This window comes from Nocardioides sp. TF02-7, from assembly GCF_022437945.1.
In the GTDB taxonomy this organism is placed as follows: Bacteria; Actinomycetota; Actinomycetes; order Propionibacteriales; family Nocardioidaceae; genus Nocardioides.
In genome coordinates this window covers 1,774,997-1,796,259 of sequence record NZ_CP092535.1, presented here as the reverse complement: position 1 = coordinate 1,796,259, position 21,263 = coordinate 1,774,997, and the positions used below count along the sequence as shown (strand labels likewise).

Here is a 21,263-nt window from a genome sequence, read left to right as displayed (position 1 = left end):
TGCGCAGGCGTGGGTACGACGGTTGTCGGCGCCTACCCTAGACACTATGACGGGTGCGCACGCGGCTGGGCCGACGCCTGAGCGACCGCAACGGCCCCGGCGCTCCCTCGGCTGGCGGGTCGGGACGCCGCTGGTCGGCCTCGTCAGCGGCGCGCTGTTCATGATCTCCGCCGCCGACAGCGGGGGCACCGACCTCCGCCCGGGGCGCTACACCGACCTCGCCGGCCTCGTGGAGGCGGAGGCGGACGACTACGAGGAGCTGCGGGCCGACCTCTCCGACCTCGAGGCCGAGGTGGATGCGCTGACCGAGAACGTGCGGTCGCTGCCGGTCTCGCGGGCGCGGGGCCGGATCGAGGAGCTGCGCGACCCGGCCGGCCTCGAGCCGCGCAGCGGACCGGGCGTCTCGATCACCATGTCCGACTCCCCGATCACCGACCCCGACGAGGACGCGCTGGCCGACCTCGGCATCGAGATCAACCAGCTGGTCGTGCACCAGCAGGACCTCCAGGCCGTCGTCAACGCGCTGTGGCGCGGCGGCGCGACCGCGGTGACGATCGCCGGGCAGCGGGTGATCTCCACGACGGGCATCAAGTGCGAGGGCCCGACCGTCCAGCTGCAGGGCGTCCCCTACCAGCAGCCCTACGTGATCGAGGCCGTCGGCGACCCCGACCGGCTGGTCGGGGAGATCGACGCCGACCCGCTCGTGTCCGGCTACCGCACCGACGCCGCCAACCCCAACATCGACATCGGCTGGGGCCTGACCGTCGAGGACCACGTCGAGGCGCCGCCGTACGACGGCATCCTCGACTTCCGGTACGCCGAGCCGATCCGCTAGGCGCGCTCGGCACCCTCGTCGTCGTCCTGGCCCGGGGGCGGGTCGAACGGGTTCTGCGGGTCGGTGCCGCCCTCGACCTCGTCGCCGTCAGAGACGCCGTCGCCGTCGGTGTCGGGGTTGTTCGGGTCGGTGCCCACGCCCTGCTCGTCGGTGTCGGGCAGCCCGTCGCCGTCGGTGTCGGTCTCGGCCGGCGGCGTGGTCTCGGGCGGCTCCTCGTAGACGGACACGAAGATCGTCACGGTGTCGCCCTGGTCGAGCTCGGTGCCCTCGCCCGGGATCACGTCGGTGACCTCGTTCTTCGGCCGCGTGGACGTCGGGTCCTCGCGGACGTCGACCTCGAACCCGGCCTCCTCGATCGCCCGCTCGGCCTGGCCGCGGCGCAGGCCGATCACCTCGGGCACCACCTCGGGCCCGTCGGAGATGCAGAGCGTCACGGTGTCGTTGGCGCCCACGGAGACGCCGGGCTGCGGGGTCTGCTCGACGACCGTGCCCTGCTCCTCGTCGGTGTCGCACTCCTCCGGCGCGATGATGATGTTGCGGCGCTTGATGCCGGCCTGCACCAGCGTGTTGACGGCCACGCGCTGCAGGTCGCCGGTCACCTCGGGCATCGCGAAGTCGCACGGCCCGGAGCTCAGCACCAGGCTCACCTCGGAGCCCGGGTCGACGACCGAGTCGGCCGGGGGGTCCTGCTCGACGACGTGGTTGGCCTCCACGTCGTCGCTGCACACCCGCTCGCGGTGGTCGACCTGCAGGTCGGCGTCGCCGAGCGTGGCGGCCGCGGTGTCGCGGTCCATCCGCACCACCGACGGCACCTCCACCGGCGTCGGCTCGTCGGGGAAGAGGCGCGGCCAGACCAGGTACGCGGCGGCGAGCAGCGCGACGAGCAGCAGGGCCAGCAGCACCCAGAGCCACGGCTTGCTGCTGCGCCGCTCGTCGTCCTCCGGCGGCACCGGACGTCCGCGCACGGACGTCTCGGCGACCGCCGGCACCGGCGTGGTCGCCCGGGTCGGGGGTCGTCGACCGGCGTGGGCGCGGGTACGACGGCCTGGACCGGCCGGCCGGCGAGGTAGCGCTCGATGTCGGAGCGCATCTGCGCGGCGGACTGGTAGCGGTCCTCGACCCGCTTGGCCAGCGCCTTCATCACGATCGCGTCCACCTGCGGCGTGAGGTCGCTGTCGTGGTGCGACGGCGGCACGGCCGGCTCGCGGACGTGCTGGTAGGCGACGGCGACCGGGCTGTCGCCGACGAACGGCGGCCGACCGGTCAGCAGCTCGTAGAGCAGGCAGCCCGCGGAGTAGACGTCGGACCGGGAGTCGACGGCCTCGCCGCGCGCCTGCTCGGGGAGAGGTACTGCGCGGTCCCCACGACGGCAGCCGTCTGCGTCATCGACGAGGCGGCGTCGCTCATCGCGCGGGCGATGCCGAAGTCCATCACCTTGACGTCGCCGGTGGGCGTGAGCATCACGTTGCCGGGCTTGATGTCGCGGTGGATGATGCCGGCCCGGTGGCTGTAGTCGAGCGCCGACAGCACGCCGCTGGTGATCTCCAGCGCCCGCTCGGGCAGGATCTTGCGACCCTCGCGGAGGATGTCGCGCAGCGTGCGGCCGGCGACGTGCTCCATCACGATGTAGGGCTGGGAGACGCCGTCGGCGGTGAGCTCCTCGCCGGTGTCGTAGACCGCCACGATCGCGGGGTGGTTGAGCGAGGCCGACGACTGCGCCTCGCGGCGGAACCGCGCCTGGAAGGTCGCGTCGCTGGCGAGGTCGGTGCGCAGCCGCTTGACGGCGACGACCCGGCCCAGCCGGGTGTCGATGCCCTTGCGGACCTCCGCCATCCCGCCGCGGCCGAGCAGCTCGCCGAGCTGGTAGCGGCCGCCGACCGTCGCGCCGGTCGCCGGCGGCCGGCCCGGTGGCTCAGTGGGACCGGAGTTGCTCATCCGCCCTCACCCTCCGTCGTCTCGGTCTCGTCCGGCGTCGCCGGCTCTGAGGTCTCGGTCTCCGGGTCGTCCGGAGGCGGCGGCTCGGGCCCCCAGTACGACACGTCGACGGTGTCGCCGACGGTCAGCTCGCCGGTGGGCGAGACGTCGCTGACGGTGTCGGGGGCCTCGCCGCCGGGGTTGTCCACCTCGACCAGCCGCACGTTCAGGCCGGCCCGCTGCAGCTCGGCCTCGACGTCGAACCGGTCGCGGCCGACGTAGTCGCCGGCGTCGACCTGCACGGTCTCGGGCTCCTCGGTGGTCGGGTCGGGCTCCGGCTCCGGGGGTGGCTCCTCGGTCGTCGGGGTGGTCTCCGGCTCCGCGGCCCGCGACGTGCGGGGGTGATCGCGCCGCTCGTCGGTCGCCGGCTCCTCCTCGTCGCCACCGCCCAGCAGCAGGATCCCCGCCACCACCGCGGCCGCCACGAGCAGCAGCACCACGAGCACCGGCAGCAGCCAGCGCCGGCTGCCGCCCCTTCCGGTCGGGACCCGGCTCTGGGTCCGCCGGCGGCGGCTCGTACGGCGCGGGCCGGTCGAGCCGGTCCACCCGCGCCGTCGCCGGGTCGACCGGCGCCGGCACGGGCACGCCGCCGGCGGGCAGCACCATCGTCGCGTCCGAGGGGTCGTCCGGCGCGCCGGCGGCCGAGCCCGGCGACCGGAGCGCGGCCGCGAACGCGGCGCCGTCGGCGTACCGCTCCTCGGGGCTCTTGGCGAGCGCCCGGCGCACCACCGCCGCCAGGTCGGCCGGGACCTCCGGCGGCAGGTCGGGCACCGGCTGCTGCAGGTGGGCCAACGCCGTCGCCACCGCCGACTCCGCCTCGAACGGGCGGCGGCCGGCGAGGCACTCGAACGCGACCACGCCGAGGGAGTAGACGTCGGACGCCGGCGTCGCCGGGTTGCCGCGCGCCTGCTCGGGGGAGAGGTACTGCGGCGTCCCCATCACCGCGCCGGTGCGGGTGATCTGCGCCGCGTCACCGGCGCGGGCGATGCCGAAGTCGGTGACCTTGATGCGCCGGTCGGGGGTGACGATCAGGTTGGCCGGCTTGACGTCGCGGTGGACGATGCCCGCGGCGTGCGCGACAGCGAGCGCCTCGGCGGTCTGGGCGAGCAGGTCGCGGACGACGTCGGGGTCGAGCCGGCGGTCGCTCTCGCGGGCCTGGGCCAGCAGCGCCGACAGCGGCTGCCCCTCGACCAGCTCCATCACCAGGTACGGCGCCGCCGTCCCCGCCGGGTCGGAGGCGTAGTCGTAGACCCCGGCGATGCCGGGGTGCTGCAGCGCGGCGGCGTTGCGGGCCTCGGTCTCGAACCGGGCGCGGAACTGCGGGTCGTCGGCGTACTCGTGCTTGAGCACCTTCACCGCCACCGGCCGGTCGAGCCGGGTGTCGGTCGCGCGCCACACGACGCCCATGCCGCCGGTGGCGATCCGGCTGTCGAGGCGGTAGCGGTGGCTGGGGTCGGCGTAGGAGGCCTCAGTCATCGAGCACCGCCTCCATCACGGCCTTCGCGACCGGGCCGCCGAGGCGGCCGCCGGCGATGTCGTTGCACGACACCGCGCCCGACCGCTCGATCATCACCGCGACCGCGACCTCGGCGTCCTCCGCCGGCGCGAACGACGTGAACCACGCGTACGGCGGCAGCTTGTCGGGGTCCTCGCACGCCCGGTCGTCGCGCTGCGCGGTGCCGGTCTTGCCGGCCACGGTCACGCCCTGGATGGCGGCCGGCGACGCGGTGCCTTCCTCGACGGTCGCGACCATCAGGTCGGTCACCTGGTCGGCGGTCTCGGGGCTCACCGCGTCACGCAGCTCCTCCGGCTCGGTGGTCTCGAGGTTGTCGTAGTCGGCGGTCTGGATCTGCTCGACGAGGTAGGGCCGCATCAGCGTGCCGCGGTTGGCGATCGCCGCCGACACCATCGCCATCTGCAGCGGCGTCGACTGCACCTCGAACTGCCCGATGCCGGTCTGCGCGACGAACGCGTCGTCGATGTCGTCGCCGGGGTAGACCGACTCCGCCTGCGGCGAGAGGTCCTGCAGGTACTCGCTGTTGAAGCCGAACGCCTCCGCCTGCTCGCGCATCCGCTCGACGCCGAGCTCGACCGCCATCCGCGCGAACGCGGTGTTGCACGACAGCGACATCGCCGTCTCGAACGGGATCTGCTCGGCGTTGCACGACGAGCTGGTGCTGTTGCCGATCCCGTGGCTGGTGCCGGGCGGGGTGTAGGTCGCGCCGGCAGGCACCGACCCGTCCGCCTCGTGGAGGTCGTTCTCGATCGCGGCCGCGGCCGTGACGATCTTGAACGTCGAGCCGGGGAACAGCCGGGTCTGGATCGCGCGGTTGACCAGCGGCTGCGCCGGGTCGCGGTCGAGCTGCCGGTAGGTGCGGTCGGCGGCGGCGAAGTCGTGGTCGGCCAGCTGGTTGGGGTCGTACGTCGGCAGCGACACCATCGCGAGCACGCGCCCGGTCTTCGGCTCGACCGCGACCACCGACCCCGCGCCGTCCGGGCCGACCGCCTGCTGCAGGGCGTCGTACGCCGCCTGCTGCGCGGCGGGGTCGAGGGTCAGGAGCACGTTGCCGCCCTGGTTGGTCTCGTTCTGCACCAGGTCGACCAGCCGGGTGACGAACAGCCGCGGGTCCTCCCCGGACAGCACGGCGTTCTGCGAGCGCTCGATGCCGGTCTGGCGGTGCAGGGTGAGGAAGCCGGAGATGTGGGCGTACATCCGCGGCTTCGGGTAGGTGCGGAGGTACTCGTAGCGGTCGTCGACCTCGCGGCTGCGCGCCAGCGTGGTCTCGTCACGGCCCTGGCCGGTGAGGATCAGGCCGCGCTCGCGGCTGAACGCCTCCTCGATCACGCGGTTGTTGAGCGCGTGGTCGTTGAGCTCGTCGGCGTGCCAGAACTGCAGGTAGGTCACGTTGACCATCAGCGCCAGGAACAGCAGCATGCAGAAGATCGAGACGGTGCGGATCGGCCGGTTCATCGCGGCACCACCTTGACCACCTGGGTCTGCAGCTGGTCGGGGTCGGCCCCGTCGTCGTCGGGGGCGGGGACCGGGCGGCGCGCCTGGTCGGAGATCCGCAGCAGCAGCGCGACGATCACCCAGTTGGCGACCAGCGACGACCCGCCGTAGGAGAGGAACGGCGTGGTGAGGCCGGTCAGCGGGATCAGCCGGGTGACGCCGCCGATGACGACGAAGACCTGCAGCGCGAGCACGCCGGCGAGGCCGGTGGCGACCAGCTTGCCGAACCCGTCGCGGGAGATCAGGGCCGCACGCAGCGCGCGCTCCACGATCAGCCCGTAGAGCAGGAGGATCGCGAGCGCCCCGGTCAGCCCGAGCTCCTCGCCGATCGCGGCGAAGATGAAGTCGGACTCGGCGTAGGAGATCCGCCACGGGTTGCCCTCGCCGAGGCCGCGGCCGAGCAGGCCGCCCCACGCCATGCCGAAGCCCGACTCCACCAGCTGGCGGCCGCTGTCGTAGATGCCCTCGCCGCCGTAGTACTCGAACGGGTCGCGCCAGATGTTGACCCGGATCTCCACGTGGTCGGCCCCGATCCGGTCGCCGAACAACCAGACGCCGGCGGCGCCGCCGAAGAAGATCAGCCCGCCGACGACCAGCCAGCCCGGCCGCTCGGTGGCGACGTAGAGCATGATGAGGAACAGGCCGAAGAACAGCAGGCTGGACCCGAGGTCCTTCTGCAGCACCAGGATGCCGAGGCTGACCACCCACATCGCGAGGATCGGGCCGAGGTCGCGGCCGCGGGGGAAGTCGATGAACAGGAACCGGCGGCCCGCGAGGGCGAGCGCGTCGCGGTGGACGACGAGGTAGCCGGCGAAGGTGATGACGAGCAGCACCTTGGCGATCTCGCCGGGCTGGAACCCGATCGGGCCGAGCCGGATCCAGATCCGCGCACCGTTCACCTCGGTGCCGATCAGCGGCAGCATCGGCAGCACCAGCAGCACGATCGCGGCCAGCCCCGAGGTGTAGGTGAACCGGGCGAGGAGGCGGTGGTCGCGCAGCAGCACCAGGGTGGCCACGAACAGCACCACTCCGACCGTCATCCAGGTCAGCTGCTGGTCGGCGAGGCCGGACAGCCGGGCCCGGTCGAGCCGGTGAATCACCGCCAGGCCGAGGCCGTTGAGCGCGGCGACGACCGGCAGCAGCACCGGGTCGGCGTACGGCGCCACCAGCCGGACCACGACGTGGGCCACGACGACCAGCGCCGCCAGCCAGGCGCCGTAGCCGATCAGGTTGGCCGGGACCTGGCCGTCGATGCCGAGGCCGACGGAGGCGTAGGCGCCGATGCCCACGACGAGCGCGAGCACAAGGAGGAAGAGCTCCACGCCGCGGCGGCGGCGGTGGACGAAGCCCATGAGTGCGGAGTTGGCCGACATCGCCGTGCGGCCTACCCCTCGTCCACCGCGGGCACGACGTCCTCGGCCAGCTTGTGGAGGATGTCGACCGCGTCGTCGTAGCCGTCGGCGGCGATGCCGCCGTCGACGTCGACCTGCTTGGGCTCGGGCAGGTCCTCGACCGCGATGTCGCTGGTGCGGTGGAGCTCGGAGAGCCCCGGCACCCCCTCGACGCCGCGGAAGATCGCGACCTGCCCCTCGTGCTCGCCGACGTAGTACTGCTGCTGGGTCCACCAGTACGCCGACGCGCCCAGCACCCACAGCAGGCCGAGGACGATGGCCGCCGCCAGCAGCCGGCGGGCCCAGGTGAACCGCCGCGGCGGCCGGGGCATGTAGCGGTAGGTCTCGGGGTCGACCGGCGGGTCGGCGCGGATCACGTGGCCCACGCCCTCGGGGATCTCGGCGTCGATCGGCTCCAGCTCGCCGGTGTCGCCGGAGCGGTGGCCGCGGAACAGCGTGCGCGGCAGCCGCCGCTTCAGGTCGGCGGCCGCGCCGACGACCATCGGCTCGAGCTCGGCGTACGCCGGGTCGGCGGCGGCCTGCTCGTCGGCGAGGACGTCGGCGACGATGCAGGTGACGTTGTCGGAGCTGCCGGCCTCGAGGCTGGCCCGCACCATCTCGATCGCGGAGAACTCCGGCGACCCGCTGGCGAGGATGTCGGTGATCCGCGGCGCGTCGAGCACCCCGCTGGCGCCGTCGCTGCACAGGAAGAGCCGGTCGCCGGGCACCAGCTCGAGCGAGAACAGGTCGGGCTCCACCTCGTGCAGCCCGTCGAGCGCCTTGAGGATCAGGTTGCGGTGGGGGTGGACCCGCGCCTCCTCCTCGGTGATCCGGCCCTCGTCGATGAGGCTCTGCACCAGCGTGTGGTCGGTGGTGAGCTGGGAGAGCTCCCCGTCGCGGAGGAGGTAGCCGCGGGAGTCGCCGATGTGGGCGAAGCGCGACCTTACGGCCGTCGAAGAGCGCGACCGTGGCGGTGGTGCTGGTGCCGTTGAGGGGCGGGGTCCTCGTCGACCTGGGCGCCGATCGCGTCGTGCGCCTCGTGGAGCGCGTCGGTGACCCGGGTGATCAGGTCCCCGCCGTCGGGCGCCTCGTCGAGCCGGCGGAGCTCGGTGACCGCGGTGCCGGACGCGATGTCGCCGCGGGCGGCGCCGCCGACGCCGTCGCAGACCGCGAGCAGCCACGGGCCGGCGTACCCGGAGTCCTGGTTGTCCTTGCGCACGCGGCCGACGTCGGAGATCGCGTGGTAGCGCCAGCCGCAGCGGCGGGGCGGCGGTCGGGACCGGCCGGGTCGGCTCGTCCGGGGCCGGTGGTGCCGGTGGTGCCGTGGGCGGCGGGGGGTGGCCGGTCGGTGAGCGGCGCCGGCTCGGTCGGCCGGACCCCGTCCGGCTGCGTGCTGTCGTCCGTCACTTCTGCAGCTCCAGGATGGTCTTGCCGATGCGGACCTGCGCGCCGAGGCCGATGGTGGTCGGCTGGGTGATCCGCTGGCTGCCGAGGTAGGTGCCGTTGGTGGAGCCGAGGTCCTCGACGTACCACTGGTCGCCGGACGCGGCGATCCGGGCGTGGCGGGTGGAGACGTAGTCGTCGTCGAGCCGGATCGCGGCGTCGTTGCCGCGGCCGATGAGGATCGGGGCCAGCGCGAGGTCGGCGGTGATCCCGGTGTTGGGGCCCTGGATCACGGCGACGTGCGTGGGCGAGCCGCGCCGCCGCGACGGCTTCTGCTTGGGCTGCTTCGGCTGCTTGGGCTGCTTCGGGGGTGCGGCCCCGCCCGGCGCGGGCATCCGCGCGCCGAACATGTCGGAGCGGATCACCGAGATCGCCGACAGGACGAAGATCCACAGGATCGCCAGGTAGGCGACGCGCACCAGGAACAGGGTCAGCTCAGACACCGGACGCCTCCTCGAGCAGGCGGACGACGAGCGAGGTGTGGCCGATCTGCACCCGGGACCCGTCGCCCAGGACGGCGCGCCGGACCCGCCGGCCGTCGACGGTGATGCCGTTGGTGGAGCCCATGTCGTGGACCTCGATCTGCAGCGGGCGCTCGCCCGGGCGGTGGGACGCGCCGGGGTCGACGCTCACGGTGAACTGGGCGTGCCGGCGGCTGACGCCGGGGTCGTTGATCCGGAGGTCGGCCTCGCTGCCGCGGCCGACGACGAGCCCGGGCGGCTGGAGGGGGTGCTGGGTGCCGTTGACCTCGAGCACGGCGCGGGTGCGGTGGCCGGCGTCGAGGCGGGCCTGCCCGGACACCGTCGCCTCCGCGCGGCTCACCACCCGGAACCGGCCGGTGCCCAGGTCCTCGGCCGGCTCGAACTCGATCTTGATCGGCCCCGGGAACACGTAGGACTGGAGGTCGGCGTGCTCCTGGAGCTGCTCGGCGAGCTCGCCGGCGAGCGTGGTGTCGTAGGGCGCCAGCCGCTCGAGGTCGCTGGTGGAGAGCTCGACCCGGAACGCGTTGGGCACCAGTCGTCGCTCGCGGGAGAGGATCTGCGCCTCGTTGTCGATCTCGCGCTGCAGCGCCGCCGCGATCTCGACCGGCTGGACGGCGCTGCGGAACGTGCGCGCGAAGACCCCGGAGATCGCCTGCTCCAGCTTCTGCTCGAACCGCTGCAGTCCACCCACCCGGGCCCCTCCTCTCGTTCCGCTCGTCGCTGCTCTCGCCCGTCCGCCTGCGGCCTGCCGTCGTGACGCGGTCGCCGCCGGTGCCCGTCGCGGGGCCCGCTCGATCGTATCGGGGCGGGCCCGACCCGCCCCGCACCCCGCGCTCACGCGTCGAATCGGGCCTCGTGGCGCGTCGAATCGGGTGTGGTGGTGTGTTGAATCGGGCCTTGTGGTGTGTCGAATCGGGAGTCGTGGTGTGTCGAGTCCGGTCTCGTGGCTCGTCGAGTCGGGTGTTGTGGCGCCCGCGCTGCGCCACGAGGCCCGATCGGAACGCCATGAGGCCCGATTCGGGCAACCACCGGGCCCGATTCGACCAACCACGAGACACGATTCAACAGGTCGCGGGGCGTACGGCGGCCGCCGTACGCCCCGGTTTGGGCGGCGGGTGGCGCCTGGGATAGCCTGACCCGGCTACTTGCGCGAGTGGCGGAATAGGCAGACGCGCACGGTTCAGGTCCGTGTGCCCGAAAGGGCGTGGGGGTTCAACTCCCCCCTCGCGCACTTGGCAGCGGTGACCCGCTGACCAGCAGAAATGCCGGAGAGCCCCGGCCCGAGAGGGTCGGGGCTCTCTGCCGCTCCGGGCTCCGTGGACACGGCATGGACACACGCGCGAAGGAGGCGAGTCCTAGCTATGTCGAGTCCGAGCGCTGCAACGGCCCTTCGATGCCCAGAGCGCCAGCGATGGCCTCGAACGCCGACCAATATGGGCTGTCTTTCTGGACGTAGTACAAGCGCCGTCCATCAGGGAACGAGGTGAGCATGGAGAACTGCTGGAACAGCCGGAGCTCGTCCGCGACGCCGCTGGCGGACGCACCGTGCTCCTGCAGGCCCGCCTGGGCCTCAGACTGGAAGAACGCTTCGCCGCGCCGCTCGAGAACCCAGACCGCTAGGGGCAACGCGGAGTGGGCGGCCGAACAACTGTTTGGCCGCGCTCTTCTGCTCGTCGCTCCAGCGTGTTGCCACTACTTCCTAGTTTCTAGTTCCTAGACTCTAGCTACTCGACAGGAGACTCTAGTGAGTGATGCAGCCGTGGGGTATACAGAACGAGTGGCCCAAGACCAGATCGTGCGTATCGCCTTCCTTGACAGCCAGGGTCGCAGAGTCGTCCGCCGTGTCGTGCCGGACCGCATCTGGTTCGGCCGCACTGACTGGGTGCCCGAGCCACAGTGGCTCCTCGACGCTTACGACCTCGATCGGCACAGGGTCCGCACCTATCCAATGCGCTGCATAGAGGACTTCACCCCCAATACTGAGCAGGGTGTACCTCACGGACGTTCAGATTCAATCTCGGCTGGAGGAGTTCCGGTTCTCGGCTGAGAACACGGACGAGCCCTTCGACCCGGCACGACAGGTCGGACCCTGCTCGATCGATCTTCGTCTGTCCGGAACGTTTTGGACGCCACGTCGAGGTCGACTGGCGCCCTTCGGTCGGCGCCGGATTGTAGATCTTGAGCGTTCTAGGGTTATGGAGTTGGACCCTCAGCGCGGGTGGAAGGTCCACCGGGTCAAGTGGAACGACAAAATCACGATAAAGCCAGGGCAAATGATCCTGGGGCGGGTCGCCGAACGGTTTTTCGATGCCGTCCGATTGCGCGGGCGCTATTGAGGGCCGCAGCAGCTATGCGCGGATGGGGCTTTCCGTGCACACCGCTGGCGGGTTCATCAACCCGGGATGGAAGGGTCACATGCCCCTGACCCTTTACAACCACTCGCCAGTGACGCTCCGGTTGCCTGTGGGTACGCCGGTGTGCCAACTCTTAGTGATAGCTCTGGCTGAGGCACCAGGTTTGGACTACGCCCAACGCGAAGATCGGAAATACCTCAACGATCAAGGCGGCCCGTCGCTGTGGTGGCGAGACGCAATTATGAAACGGATCAGGGACAAGTTCGCCGAAGTACATCTCGACGCGCGCGCCTTCGACGAGCTGGATGAACTGATGGCTGACAACCCGGACGAGGGCGTTCTAGCTCGGCTAGAGGATTTCCTTGCGAAGCAGGGCGGCGCGTCATTCGGTAACGCCGATGACGTGTTGCGTCAGTTCGCAAAGAAGGAGAAACGCCATCGAATCGGGGTAGCTTCGGCGCTCAACGTCGGCCGGGGCGGCTGGACGGTCACTGGAGGGTGGCTCCTGGCATTGCTCCAAGGTGACAACGTCTCCGCTATCACTTGGGCGGCCGCGATACTCGCGAACATTGCGGGTGCCTTAGGTCTTCTTTGGGGCGCCTTCAACCGCGTCCCGTTCTATCTCACGCCCGAGGAGCTGAATAAGGCCCAGCAGCGGCGCGACCGACAACGCCCAACTGTGCCGCCAGTCGACCCGGCACCGGACGGGCACTGAACCGGTCAGCGTAGTCGGGTAGTGCCCAGTGACGGATCGGTGATCTGCTCACCCGAGTCACGCCAACCCCTCAGCCTTTGCTGACGCCGAGCCACTCCAGCCTCCCGGGGCCTTCCACACTGATCTGATGCCAACCGAGGACAGAAAAATCGACGTAGGCGTCCCCGACGGGTTCGGTGAAAAGCGCCACTAATCGCACTGCAGAATCTGAAGCGTAAAGGAAATGCCGGTACTGCAAGAGTTGACCTATCGCGTCCCTTACGGCGTTGGTCGCGTTGCCTCGATAGACAACCTTCGCCTCGACCAGCCACTCGTGGTCTTCCTTGACTAGGGTCAAATCCCGGGGATGCACATTAGTCGCGGGTGAGAATCCGAGCGAGGCGACGTGCTCCCCGTACTCCTTTACGAGCGTCTCGTGTCGCCGGCTCCTGACCAGCGCTTTGCCCGTCAGGTGAGTGATGTAGTCCGAGTCGCTCTTGGGAGCGAACTGCCGCAACGGGTCCGAGCCACCCGTCGTCTTCGGTGCACTCGAAGAGGAGACGCTGCCGGGGTCCTGCTGCAGCAAGTCACGCTTCGCCACGATTGCGTCTTGATAGAGGTCTACGAACCGATCTAGGTCGGTGAGTAGGTCTGCGTCGGGCGGAAGGTCGGCGAGGTCATACTGAATCGCTGCGATGTTGCCGGCTTCGTACGCTCGTTGGAGTGGGGCATTGACGCCGAATGTCACGTTCGGAAGTGTTCCGGCGGTCGCTGTCGTGCCTAGCGCTGCCCGCACCGCTGCGGCGTCTGAAGCGAGCCGACTCCGGGCCTCAACGTCGCCGTACTTCTTGCGGAGCCTGCCGACTCCTTGATTCAGGGTTAGCACGACCCGATCGAGCGGCGCAGCATAGATATAGACCAGGTAGATGCCTTCCTGTGGGCTGTCAGTTTCGTCCGGGTCGAAAACGCCGATCCACGGCGTGTGTGTGGCATTCCCTTTGCCGCCACTCCCTTCGACCGTCAACCCAGCAGGCAACACGGGGGGCGAACTGGCTCGGTGCGTCAGCGAGCAGATCGTGACCCGGCGAGTGGATGGAGTCGCGCGAGTAACCTGCCGCGATGTCCCGTAGATAATCGCCGAGAGGCATGAGTCAAACCATAAGGGAGCGCAGCGTCAGTGCTGCACACGCGCCGGGTCGTTCGCCGAGCGGGGCACGATCAGCCCGAGCCCCGCGCGGCGCTGGGCGCGCGTCTGCTCTCGCGCCGCCTGCCGGACTGCCAGCCGGGCGGGCATCGTCGGGCGCGCATCGTGCAGCGTGCGGACCACGGCGGGGCGGCCGATCGGCGACCAGATTGTGCCGGGACCGCTGTCCGGCTGGGCGGTGAGGTCGGCCAGGACCATGCCCACGGCAGTCAGCACGTCGTCATGCGTGCCCGGCGGGTTGCTCATCTTCACCGTGCCCGGTCCCGTCTCCACGAGCCGCACCGTCATCGCCTCGGCCCTCAACTCGTCGTCGTCGGGCAGCTCCACCGCTCGATCCCGCAGAGCCACGAACAGGGAGCGAGCCAGCCGATCAGCGCCCGCCGATGAGAACACGTATTCAATGGGCCGCACTCCGGCGCGGGCGAGGTTGCCGGTCAACTGCTCGGCCTGCATCCGGTCGAACCGCAGCCGCCGCACCCGGTACTCGCGGCATAGCCGCAGCGTTGCCGACTCCACCTCGGACAGATCGACCCGGCCGCCCGTGCCCTCGGCGGGCCGCCATGAGAGCACCCGGTCAATCACCACGACGCGGCCCGATGCCCGCCTCTCGGCGTGCCCCACCGCGAGCCCGGTCAGGTCCCGCCGGGTGCCCACGTCGAGCGCCGCGACGTACTCCACGCCCGGGACGGGCGGCAGAGTGAGCGACCCGCCCCGGATGCACGCGGCCACGTCCTCGGGGGTGGTCAGCGCGTCGTCGCCCTCGGCCCACTCGCAAAGGATGAGCCGCCGCCACTCGCTCGCGGTCAGGTCGGCTCGGGTCGCCTCCACGTCCTCGGCCGTCCACCACGGAGCCGGGCCGGGCCGGAGCGAGGTCCGCCAGTAGGGCGAGGCGGTCGCGTCCTGCCAGACCTTCGCGCCGAGCGAGGCGGGCGAGCCCGCCGTGCCGATCGCCACCAGCCGGGAGCCGGGCACCTTGGGAACGGCCGAGGTGATCGCGGCCCACAGCGCGCGATGGTTCGTCGTCGCGGGCCACATGCCCAGCTCGTCGCACACGGTGAGCCAGGGCCGGAGTCCGTAGGCCGATGCGCCGTCGCTCGCCTCAACGGCGAGGCTCGCGCCTGTCGCCCGCACCGTCACCGAACGAGCCGACACCTCCACCGCGCCGCCGAGCCCGGAGCGGCCCACGAGTCCGCCGATCGTGTCGAGCAGGATGCGCGCCTGCCCGGCATCCACGGCGTATGCGTGGGAGCGCGAACGGGCCGGCGCGCGGGTGAGCAGCAGCGCCAGGGCGACCCCGGCCGCGTCCGTCGTCTTGCTCATGCCCCGGCCCCGGAGCGCGTAGTGCCGCCGAGGGTCGTCGGCGAGCATCGCGGCGGCGTCCTCGCGCTGCCAGTCGGTCGCGGAGCTGCCCCAGGTGTCGCCCGTGTCGAGCACCAGCCCCGAGAGCAGCGCCAGCGGGTCGGGGCCGGTCACGATGCCGCCTCGCGCTCGCGGGTGTACGCGTCGAGGTGCTCGGCTAGAACCTCGCCGGGCAGGTCGGGCGGAGCCGGGAGCCCGGCGGCCTCGCGCTGGGCGAGTGCCTGCCGACCCCGCTCGGCCAGGGCGTCGAGGTCCACGGCGAGCACCGAGGCGGCGGCCCGCTCCCGTGCGAGGGCGGCCTCCGAGCGGGGGTCGAGCCCGAGCGTTGCCCGGTGCCGGGCGGCGGCGCTCTCAAGTCGGGTCAGCCACGAGAGCACCGCCTCGCGGGGCGTGCCCGTGTCGGGGTCGAGCGGCCCCACCTCGGCCACGTGGCGGCGCATGAGCGCTGCCTGTGCCTCGGCCGTCGCCCACGCGGCCACCGCCTCGGGGTACGCGCCGAGGTCGGGCCGGTCCTCGGTGAGCCCTGCTGCGAGCCGCTGGGCGAGGTCGCCGTAGACCCGGGGCGAACGAGCGCCGGACGTAGCGCGCGCGAGATTGCCGGGCGCGAACGGCGGCCGTGTGCCCTTCGCCGGGATGCCGGACGGAGGTCCGTGACCCGGGCCACCGGCCGGGATGCCTGAGCCCTTCGGCCAGCTCATGCGCTCAACTCCGAGAGGTCTAGGTGCGCCCAAGGCGCGGCGTTCGGGCGAGGGGGCGCGACGTTGCGCGCGCGAGCCGTGTAGAACAGCGCGCCCCAGCCGGTCAGCCCGGGCACCTTGCCCACCGTCTGAGCGAGCGCGGCGCGGAACCGCTGGGCAGCCGACTCGCGGCCGGTGGCGGTCAGGTGCTCGGCGAGGGCGCGCTCGAGTGCAGTCGGCCCGACCGCGCCCACCGAGGCCAAAGCGTCGTCGCACGGCGGGCACACGTGGCCGGTGACCCGCACCGGCCCACGCGGGCCGCCAAGGTTGGCGGCTGAGGTGGACAGGGGCCGCCACGCGACGGCCTGAGCTGCCTCGCGTCCGCCGAGCCGGGCGACCTGAGCGGCGGCCACGGTCACGGCCGCGACCCCGCACAGCAGGCAGCCGCCGGGGGCGGGCACGTCGGGCTCCCAGTAGTGGACCGTGGGCGGGTTGAGCGCCACGTCCGGTGAGCGCTCGGTCACCCGCTCGCGCAGCAGCGCCGCGTAGGCGGCGCGGACGCTGGCCCGGGCGTCCTCTGTGACGTGCGACCAGGGTTCGCGGGCGTGCTTGCCCGGCCGCGCGCGTGCCTCCCAGCGAGCTGCGGCTCCCGGGTGCGCGAGGTGGCGCAGCAGCGCCGGGAGGTCAGCCTCCGTCACGCTTTCGGGCTGCGGCATCCCGAGCAGCACGAGCGCGGAGAGAGCGGCCTCGGTGCGGTCGTCGGCGATGTTGCCGAGCCGCCCGCGCACGGCCGGGTGCGCGTCGAGCAGCGCGCGAGCGCTGTCCCGGAGCGCGCGGCAGTCGGCGCAGCGGGTCAGGGGGCGCGCTCGCGATGTGCCGCCCGGCCCTCCCGTCCGGACGCGCCGCGAACACCGGGACCGTGACCACGGGCTCGCCCCGGTCGGGCTCGGTCCGTACCCCGCAGCCGGGGCACGCGTGCTCGGTGAGCGGCGGCTCGGCGGTCGTCGTCTCAGTCATGGCGGGTTCCTCTCGATGGTCGGCGGGTGCTGAGGTCGTCATGAGCGGCGCACCTCCCGCTCAATCTCGCGGCGCGCGGCCTCGGCGGCCTCGCCACCGATCGAGAGCCGATAGCCCCGGATGATCTGCCGTTCCTCGGCCGTCAGTGCCTCGGTCGTGGTCGTCAACTTGGTGAACGCCCGCTCGCGCTGCTTGTCGGTCGGCACCCGGCGACGACGCCGGTTCGGTGGCTGGGGCTTGCGCAGCGGGTCGGGCTTCGGAGGCGGCGCGGGCGTCTCGTTCTCACGGACGCCAGAGCGCCCGATCGCCTGCATGTAGCGGTGGGCGGCCGAGGTCGGTTCGCGGCTCATCTTGGGTCCTCTCTGGGGGGCTGAATCGGGGCGGCTACGTGTCCGTTCACGTGTCCGTTTCGGGTCGGAGTCGCCTCGGCCCGCACGTCTGTGCAGGTCAGCGATTCGCGCAGCGCTCCGAGCGCACGGTCGGCAACCGTGTGCGGCGGTCATCACGGCGGGTCCGCGGGGGCGAACGCCCGGGGGTCGAAGTGCCGCCGGTCGTCGTCGGTGAAGATCGCCGGGCAGTCGGGCGCGTGCGTGGTGCCGACCTTGACCGGCAGGACGCGCCACTGACCGGGCCGCTCGGGCGTCGGCGAGTCCGGCGTGATGGTCGGGACGGCCGAGCACATGGGGCACCGGCCGGTCGTGTTGCTCACGACGCGCGCGAGGTAACGGCGACGCACGTCGAGTGGGGCCGAGGGCAGCAGCGCCGGGAGCGCGGTCAGTGGTCCGCCCTCGCCTCCGGCCCGCCAGACGGACCAGCCCGGCGGGGCCGGTGCGTCGGGCAGCCGGTCGAGCTGGGGCCAGTGGCCGGGCGGCGCGAGCACGCCCTCCCAGAGCCGCACGAGCGCGGCGCGCGTGTCAGCAACGTTCATCGGTCATCACCTCCGGGCCGCGCACGCGCGGCGGTTGTCTGGTCGGTCGTTCGGGGCTCGGATCGCGAAGCGCGCTGGGCACCTATCTGGCCCGCGCTGCCAGCCCATCCCGCCCCTAAAGGGGGCGGGAATGGCGGGATGGGCTGTCCGGGTGCGCCCCGGCGGTCGGCATCCCGACCCATCCCAAGCGCGACGGGATGGGCGAAACCCGCCGCTGACCAGGGCAGACGTGGCCGGGCCGGCGACCCATCCCGGCCCCTCCGGAGCTGACCGGGATAGCCCGAGACGGTCGCCCGTCCGGAATGCCCATCCCGAGCCCTCGGGATGGCCTCAGTCGTCATCGGCGACCACCTCCACCGACCGTCCGCGCTCGCTCTGGGCGCGCTCGATCACGGCCCGGGTCATGCCTGCGAACCGTGGTCCGTCGCCGTGCTCGGCCTTGGCCTCGCGCACGGCGGCCCATGCCTTGTTCAACCCGGCCGACTCCGGCACGCCCAACTCGGCGAGCAGCGCGCGGGCGTGCGCCAGCGTCTCGCCGAACGGCGAGCGCGCCTGGTCGAAGCGCAGCAACCCGCCCACCATGTGACGCCGGATCGTCAGCGGCCCGCCCACGGTGCCGGGGCGGCCCCGGCGCTTGCCCTCGGTCAGCGTGAACACTCCGGGCTCGCGCTCGTCGGGGGTGAGCAGCCAGGAGTAGCCCACGTCATCGCGCTTGTTGCTCGCGCCGCGCTCGCGCGTGCGGTCCCATCCGGTGTTGTCGGTGCGGATGACGGTCAGCCCGCGCCGCTTCACCTCCGCAGAGGTGTGGACGTAGAGCCGTCGCAACGTGTCGTTGCTGTTCTCGTCGCCCTCGGTCACGCGCTGGGTCGAGTCGAGCACCAGCACGTCACCAACTCGGGCGTCGTACGCGTCGAGCAGGGCCAGCAGGTCGCGCGCCCCGGCCTCGGTGTCGAGCCCGCGCAGCCGGGGCAGATGGAACACGAGCAGCCGCGACAGGTCGCCTACGTTCTCCGGTGTCACGCCGAGGTCGGTCAGCCGCTCCGACCAGTCATCGGCGCTGTTCTCCATGTCCACGTAGAACACGCGGCCCGCGAGGCTGAGCGCCCGACCCGCGAACGTCTCCGCGCCGCGCACGGCGGCCACGGCCAGCGCGAGCACCAGCAGCGACTTGCCAGCACCCGCCGGGGCCACGATCGACACGTGATCGCCCTCGGGCACCACATCGGCCCACAGCCAGCGACGCACCGGCCGGTCAGGGTCCACCAGCGCCGCGAGGTCGAGCACCGGGAAGCGCTCGCGCACGGTGTCGGCGTCGTCGAGCACCACGACGGCGGGCGGTTCGGGCTCGCGGTCCTCGGCCGGGTGGTCGGTGCCCCAGCGCCAGCCGCTGGCCGTGGTCCGCTCTGCCTCGCGTCGGTCGAGCCCCAGCATCACCCCGGCGTCGGCCACGGCCTGCCGCCACACCTCCGGCGCAAGCTCGCCCACGCGCTCGCGCTCGGGCACCCGGGCCAGCAGCCCGGCCGCCAGCCCGGCGGCCTTGTTGAGCCGGTCGTTTCGCTCGCCCACCTCCGCGCCGCCGAGCCAGGAGAGCACCCCGCCGAGCCGCATCCGGGCGGCCCCGGGCGAGAGGTCGCCAGCGCCGCCGGTCAGCAGCCGCAACACGGGCCGCTCGTCGGCCGGGCCGTCGAGCCGCCGCGCCACGACGGCGAGCAGCGACTCCGGAACGGGCAGCGGGTACGCCCACGCGACGCATGCCGCGCCGTCGTCGTCCGGGTCGGTCACTCCCCGGTAGATCGCTCCGGCGGGCGCGTGGCCCCCGGTGAACTCCACCCGTCCGGCGGTGATCGTGTAGCGGCTCCCCGACGGGTGCAGCGACCCGGGCAGCAGGACGTAGCCGCCGAGCCCGCGCCATTCCAGCCCATCGGCGAGGCGGCCGGTCGGCGGCACATCGGCGGCGGGCAGTGTTCCCCAGAGGTGGGCGCGCTCGTCGCACCGCTGGACCCGCAGCGTCTCGGCGGCCCATTCCTCGGCCTCCGGCCCGGCTTCAGCCAGCAGCTCCGCGAGGTCGCCCCCGTCGTGGTCGAGACACACCAGCGCCAGCTCAATGGCCAACCCGCGCCCGAGTTGGCCGGTCACCGCAGCGAATCCGGGGCACGAGCACTCCCAGCACGTCCCGGCGTAGTCCTCGGCCACACCGACCACGGCGGCGGGCGTCGTCAGCCACGCGTCGCGGTGATTGTCGCCCGCTCCGTGGTGAAGCGGTGCCTTGCTCCCGGGCCGGATCGCCAGCACCGGCCAGCCGTTGCCCGCCACCGAGGCGGCCGTCAGCAGCGGGTCGGGGTGCTCGCTCGGGTCGAGCCGGAAAGACACGGCCGAGCCCTCCAATCCGGAGAGCCCGGCCGTATTGCCAGCGGCTAACTGTGTCGTCTGTGGCCGATCGGTCATGAGTCGATCCCCGCCCGTCTCATCGTGTCGAGGTCGGCCTCCCGTGCGTCGTCCAGCGCGTCCCGGAGCGGTTCCTCGCTCTCGGCCACCTCGGCGACTGCCTCTCGGATCACCTCGACCTCGGGGTCGGGCGCGGTGGTCATGCCGACCCCGCCTCGCGGTCCCACCGAGCCTGAACCGCCCGGCACTCCGCGCAGCGCTCAAGGTGCAGCCGCCACCAGCGGCCCCCGGCCGAGTAGGCGGTCATGCAGGGGCCGCCCCAGTCGCCGAACGTCTGGCGGCGCTGGGCGGTCATGGTCTGAGTTACGGTCGTCATGTTGAGCCCCTTTCCGGCTCTCGCGGCCTCGCCCTCGCCCGGGCGGGGCCGCTTCGACTTTGGTCAGTGGGCGGCCAGGGCCGACAGGTACGCGTCTACGTCGGCGCGCCGCCAACGCAGGTTCTTCGCGGTGACCGGCATCCCGCGCAGACGGCCGGACCGGTGCAGCCGGTAGACGGTGTGAAGCGGCACGCGCAGGTACGCCGCCACATCGTTGGCGGTGAGTAGGTCGGGCCGTTCGGTCTCCGGTGCTGTCGCGGTCATGGGCGTGTCCTCGTCGCGCTCGGTTTCTCTCGGTTCGCCTCCAAGCCTTAAACGCTGGCAGGCAAAGAACAAGGGTGGTAGTTTGTACACGTGAAGAAGCTTGGGCAAAGGCGGTCAGGAGCGGCGTGCAGCGGGCTCTGTGACGGCCGCGAGAGGAAGGGGTGACCGTGGCAACGCGGAGCTACGAACGGTGGACCGTACGCGGCTACATGCGCCCGGTGATCGAGTGGAGTCCGGAGGGCCAGCCATTCCGGCGGGGCGACTCCGAGCCGGTCGTCCGTGTCAAGGACCCTCGCGGCTGGACGTGGGAGGTGACGACCGACGGCGACCGCATCACGTCGCTGACCGTGCTTGGAGAGGTCACTCAGGAGGCACTACGAGTGATCCCGTTGGGCTACCTGCGTGACGTGGCGACGGGCTACCTCCGTCAGTTGGACACCGCCAACGCCCAAGGCCTTGCACTGACTGATGCGCTCGGGATGGCAGATCACGAGCCGGAGGTCCGCGTGTCCGGTGAGGCTCCGAGCGCCGGTGAGTTTGCCGAGGCATGGCTCAACACCCCCGCGACCGAGGTCAGGGAGGGCAAGCGCAGGACGCGCCGTCAGGCACTCGCCGAGCGTTACGGCGTGACTCCGTTTGCCGTGGACAAGTGGACCCGCGCAGCGCGGGACGCCGGTCTCATCCCAGCGGCGACGACAGGGCGCGGCAACAAGACTTCCGGCGGCGAGGGCCGCCGGGCCAACAGAGAGAAGGAAGGCAAGTGAACGGATCGGTAGAGCAGTACCGGACTACCTCTGGCGCGTTGTGGCGGGTGAGGTGGGACCTGCCAGACGGATCGAGCGGTCAGCGCCGCCAGCGGTCCAAGCGGGG

General features: G+C 72.1%; 22 protein-coding genes and 1 tRNA gene. 4 read left to right on the top strand and 19 right to left on the bottom strand.

What is annotated here, in order from left to right; all coding sequences use genetic code 11:
- The first annotated feature begins 46 nt into the window (after positions 1 to 46).
- The gene (locus MF408_RS09115) at positions 47 to 835 is read left to right on the top strand and encodes a DUF881 domain-containing protein (RefSeq protein WP_240251109.1); all 789 of its coding nucleotides are present in this window, start codon (positions 47 to 49) and stop codon (positions 833 to 835) included.
- On the opposite strand, the gene MF408_RS09110 is transcribed toward MF408_RS09115, so the two are convergent.
- The 9 genes from MF408_RS09110 to MF408_RS09070 all read right to left on the bottom strand — a co-directional run bounded on the left by MF408_RS09110 (position 832) and on the right by MF408_RS09070 (position 9,826).
- Complete coding sequence (locus MF408_RS09110; RefSeq protein WP_240251108.1) at positions 832 to 1,800, bottom strand: PASTA domain-containing protein; 969 nt, start codon at positions 1,798 to 1,800, stop codon at positions 832 to 834. The genes MF408_RS09115 and MF408_RS09110 overlap by 4 nt on opposite strands.
- A gap of 298 nt (positions 1,801 to 2,098) precedes the next feature.
- Positions 2,099 to 2,770 (bottom strand): protein kinase, encoded by a 672-nt coding sequence (locus MF408_RS09105; RefSeq protein ID WP_345893886.1) that lies wholly within the window; start codon positions 2,768 to 2,770, stop codon positions 2,099 to 2,101.
- A gap of 6 nt (positions 2,771 to 2,776) precedes the next feature.
- The gene (locus MF408_RS09100) at positions 2,777 to 4,285 is read right to left on the bottom strand and encodes a serine/threonine-protein kinase (RefSeq protein ID WP_240251107.1); all 1,509 of its coding nucleotides are present in this window, start codon (positions 4,283 to 4,285) and stop codon (positions 2,777 to 2,779) included.
- A complete protein-coding gene (locus tag MF408_RS09095; RefSeq protein WP_240251106.1) occupies positions 4,278 to 5,780 on the bottom strand; it encodes a penicillin-binding protein 2 in 1,503 nt (500 codons plus the stop codon). The genes MF408_RS09100 and MF408_RS09095 overlap by 8 nt, the downstream gene beginning before the upstream one ends.
- Entirely contained in the window at positions 5,777 to 7,192 is a 1,416-nt protein-coding gene (locus MF408_RS09090; protein WP_240251105.1) for an FtsW/RodA/SpoVE family cell cycle protein, read from the bottom strand. Before MF408_RS09090 ends, MF408_RS09095 begins: the two co-directional genes overlap by 4 nt.
- A gap of 11 nt (positions 7,193 to 7,203) precedes the next feature.
- On the bottom strand, positions 7,204 to 8,067 hold the full coding sequence (locus tag MF408_RS09085; protein WP_240251104.1) for a hypothetical protein: 864 nt from the start codon (positions 8,065 to 8,067) through the stop codon (positions 7,204 to 7,206).
- Between the two features lie 86 nt (positions 8,068 to 8,153).
- Complete coding sequence (locus MF408_RS09080; protein ID WP_240251103.1) at positions 8,154 to 8,429, bottom strand: hypothetical protein; 276 nt, start codon at positions 8,427 to 8,429, stop codon at positions 8,154 to 8,156.
- A 184-nt stretch (positions 8,430 to 8,613) separates the two neighbouring features.
- Positions 8,614 to 9,096, bottom strand: coding sequence for an FHA domain-containing protein (locus MF408_RS09075; RefSeq protein ID WP_240251102.1), 483 nt, complete (start codon positions 9,094 to 9,096; stop codon positions 8,614 to 8,616).
- The gene (locus MF408_RS09070) at positions 9,089 to 9,826 is read right to left on the bottom strand and encodes a DUF3662 and FHA domain-containing protein (RefSeq protein ID WP_240251101.1); all 738 of its coding nucleotides are present in this window, start codon (positions 9,824 to 9,826) and stop codon (positions 9,089 to 9,091) included. The genes MF408_RS09075 and MF408_RS09070 overlap by 8 nt, the downstream gene beginning before the upstream one ends.
- Before the next feature lie 456 nt (positions 9,827 to 10,282).
- Here MF408_RS09070 and MF408_RS09065 point away from each other — a divergent pair.
- Positions 10,283 to 10,366: transfer RNA gene (locus MF408_RS09065), tRNA-Leu, on the top strand.
- Positions 10,367 to 10,494: 128 nt separating this feature from the next.
- Here MF408_RS09065 and MF408_RS09060 read toward each other — a convergent pair.
- Entirely contained in the window at positions 10,495 to 10,761 is a 267-nt protein-coding gene (locus tag MF408_RS09060) for a hypothetical protein (protein ID WP_240251100.1), read from the bottom strand.
- Between the two features lie 681 nt (positions 10,762 to 11,442).
- Between MF408_RS09060 and MF408_RS09055 the strand changes: the two genes are divergently transcribed.
- Positions 11,443 to 12,204, top strand: coding sequence for a hypothetical protein (locus MF408_RS09055; RefSeq protein WP_240251099.1), 762 nt, complete (start codon positions 11,443 to 11,445; stop codon positions 12,202 to 12,204).
- A 70-nt stretch (positions 12,205 to 12,274) separates the two neighbouring features.
- Here the strand turns inward: MF408_RS09055 and MF408_RS09050 are convergent, their stop codons facing one another.
- The 9 genes from MF408_RS09050 to MF408_RS09010 form a co-directional block, all read right to left on the bottom strand.
- Positions 12,275 to 13,207: a DUF3578 domain-containing protein gene (locus MF408_RS09050; protein ID WP_240251098.1), complete on the bottom strand. Its 933-nt coding sequence runs from the start codon at positions 13,205 to 13,207 to the stop codon at positions 12,275 to 12,277.
- A 150-nt stretch (positions 13,208 to 13,357) separates the two neighbouring features.
- Positions 13,358 to 14,755 carry a hypothetical protein gene (locus tag MF408_RS09045; protein WP_240251097.1) on the bottom strand — a complete coding sequence of 466 codons (1,398 nt, stop codon included), beginning with the start codon at positions 14,753 to 14,755 and terminating at the stop codon, positions 13,358 to 13,360.
- A gap of 101 nt (positions 14,756 to 14,856) precedes the next feature.
- Positions 14,857 to 15,444: a hypothetical protein gene (locus tag MF408_RS09040; protein ID WP_240251096.1), complete on the bottom strand. Its 588-nt coding sequence runs from the start codon at positions 15,442 to 15,444 to the stop codon at positions 14,857 to 14,859.
- The gene (locus MF408_RS09035) at positions 15,441 to 16,151 is read right to left on the bottom strand and encodes a hypothetical protein (protein ID WP_240251095.1); all 711 of its coding nucleotides are present in this window, start codon (positions 16,149 to 16,151) and stop codon (positions 15,441 to 15,443) included. The genes MF408_RS09040 and MF408_RS09035 overlap by 4 nt, the downstream gene beginning before the upstream one ends.
- 327 nt (positions 16,152 to 16,478) lie before the next feature.
- Positions 16,479 to 16,754, bottom strand: coding sequence for a hypothetical protein (locus tag MF408_RS09030; RefSeq protein WP_240251094.1), 276 nt, complete (start codon positions 16,752 to 16,754; stop codon positions 16,479 to 16,481).
- A 188-nt stretch (positions 16,755 to 16,942) separates the two neighbouring features.
- Positions 16,943 to 17,368: a hypothetical protein gene (locus MF408_RS09025; RefSeq protein ID WP_240251093.1), complete on the bottom strand. Its 426-nt coding sequence runs from the start codon at positions 17,366 to 17,368 to the stop codon at positions 16,943 to 16,945.
- A gap of 330 nt (positions 17,369 to 17,698) precedes the next feature.
- Entirely contained in the window at positions 17,699 to 19,813 is a 2,115-nt protein-coding gene (locus tag MF408_RS09020; protein ID WP_240251092.1) for an AAA family ATPase, read from the bottom strand.
- Positions 19,810 to 19,956 (bottom strand): hypothetical protein, encoded by a 147-nt coding sequence (locus MF408_RS09015; protein ID WP_240251091.1) that lies wholly within the window; start codon positions 19,954 to 19,956, stop codon positions 19,810 to 19,812. Before MF408_RS09015 ends, MF408_RS09020 begins: the two co-directional genes overlap by 4 nt.
- 236 nt (positions 19,957 to 20,192) lie before the next feature.
- Positions 20,193 to 20,393, bottom strand: a complete 201-nt coding sequence (locus MF408_RS09010; protein WP_240251090.1) for a helix-turn-helix domain-containing protein — start codon at positions 20,391 to 20,393, stop codon at positions 20,193 to 20,195.
- 218 nt (positions 20,394 to 20,611) lie between these two features.
- Here MF408_RS09010 and MF408_RS09005 point away from each other — a divergent pair, with 218 nt between their 5' ends.
- On the top strand, positions 20,612 to 21,157 hold the full coding sequence (locus MF408_RS09005; protein ID WP_240251089.1) for a hypothetical protein: 546 nt from the start codon (positions 20,612 to 20,614) through the stop codon (positions 21,155 to 21,157).
- The last annotated feature ends 106 nt before the right edge of the window (positions 21,158 to 21,263 follow it).

What these genes read in the sequence shown, in the direction of transcription:
- MF408_RS09100 (WP_240251107.1), bottom strand. Translation starts at nt 4,285, where the DNA reads ATGACTGAGGCCTCCTACGCCGACCCCAGCCACCGCTACCGCCTCGAC.
- MF408_RS09025 (WP_240251093.1), bottom strand. Translation starts at nt 17,368, where the DNA reads ATGAACGTTGCTGACACGCGCGCCGCGCTCGTGCGGCTCTGGGAGGGC.
- MF408_RS09010 (WP_240251090.1), bottom strand. Translation starts at nt 20,393, where the DNA reads ATGACCGCGACAGCACCGGAGACCGAACGGCCCGACCTACTCACCGCC.
- MF408_RS09055 (WP_240251099.1), top strand. Translation starts at nt 11,443, where the DNA reads ATGCCGTCCGATTGCGCGGGCGCTATTGAGGGCCGCAGCAGCTATGCG.
- MF408_RS09015 (WP_240251091.1), bottom strand. Translation starts at nt 19,956, where the DNA reads ATGACCACCGCGCCCGACCCCGAGGTCGAGGTGATCCGAGAGGCAGTC.
- MF408_RS09115 (WP_240251109.1), top strand. Translation starts at nt 47, where the DNA reads ATGACGGGTGCGCACGCGGCTGGGCCGACGCCTGAGCGACCGCAACGG.
- MF408_RS09030 (WP_240251094.1), bottom strand. Translation starts at nt 16,754, where the DNA reads ATGCAGGCGATCGGGCGCTCTGGCGTCCGTGAGAACGAGACGCCCGCG.
- MF408_RS09095 (WP_240251106.1), bottom strand. Translation starts at nt 5,780, where the DNA reads ATGAACCGGCCGATCCGCACCGTCTCGATCTTCTGCATGCTGCTGTTC.
- MF408_RS09045 (WP_240251097.1), bottom strand. Translation starts at nt 14,755, where the DNA reads ATGCTCGCCGACGACCCTCGGCGGCACTACGCGCTCCGGGGCCGGGGC.
- MF408_RS09105 (WP_345893886.1), bottom strand. Translation starts at nt 2,770, where the DNA reads ATGAGCAACTCCGGTCCCACTGAGCCACCGGGCCGGCCGCCGGCGACC.
- MF408_RS09020 (WP_240251092.1), bottom strand. Translation starts at nt 19,813, where the DNA reads ATGACCGATCGGCCACAGACGACACAGTTAGCCGCTGGCAATACGGCC.
- MF408_RS09040 (WP_240251096.1), bottom strand. Translation starts at nt 15,444, where the DNA reads ATGAGCTGGCCGAAGGGCTCAGGCATCCCGGCCGGTGGCCCGGGTCAC.
- MF408_RS09090 (WP_240251105.1), bottom strand. Translation starts at nt 7,192, where the DNA reads ATGTCGGCCAACTCCGCACTCATGGGCTTCGTCCACCGCCGCCGCCGC.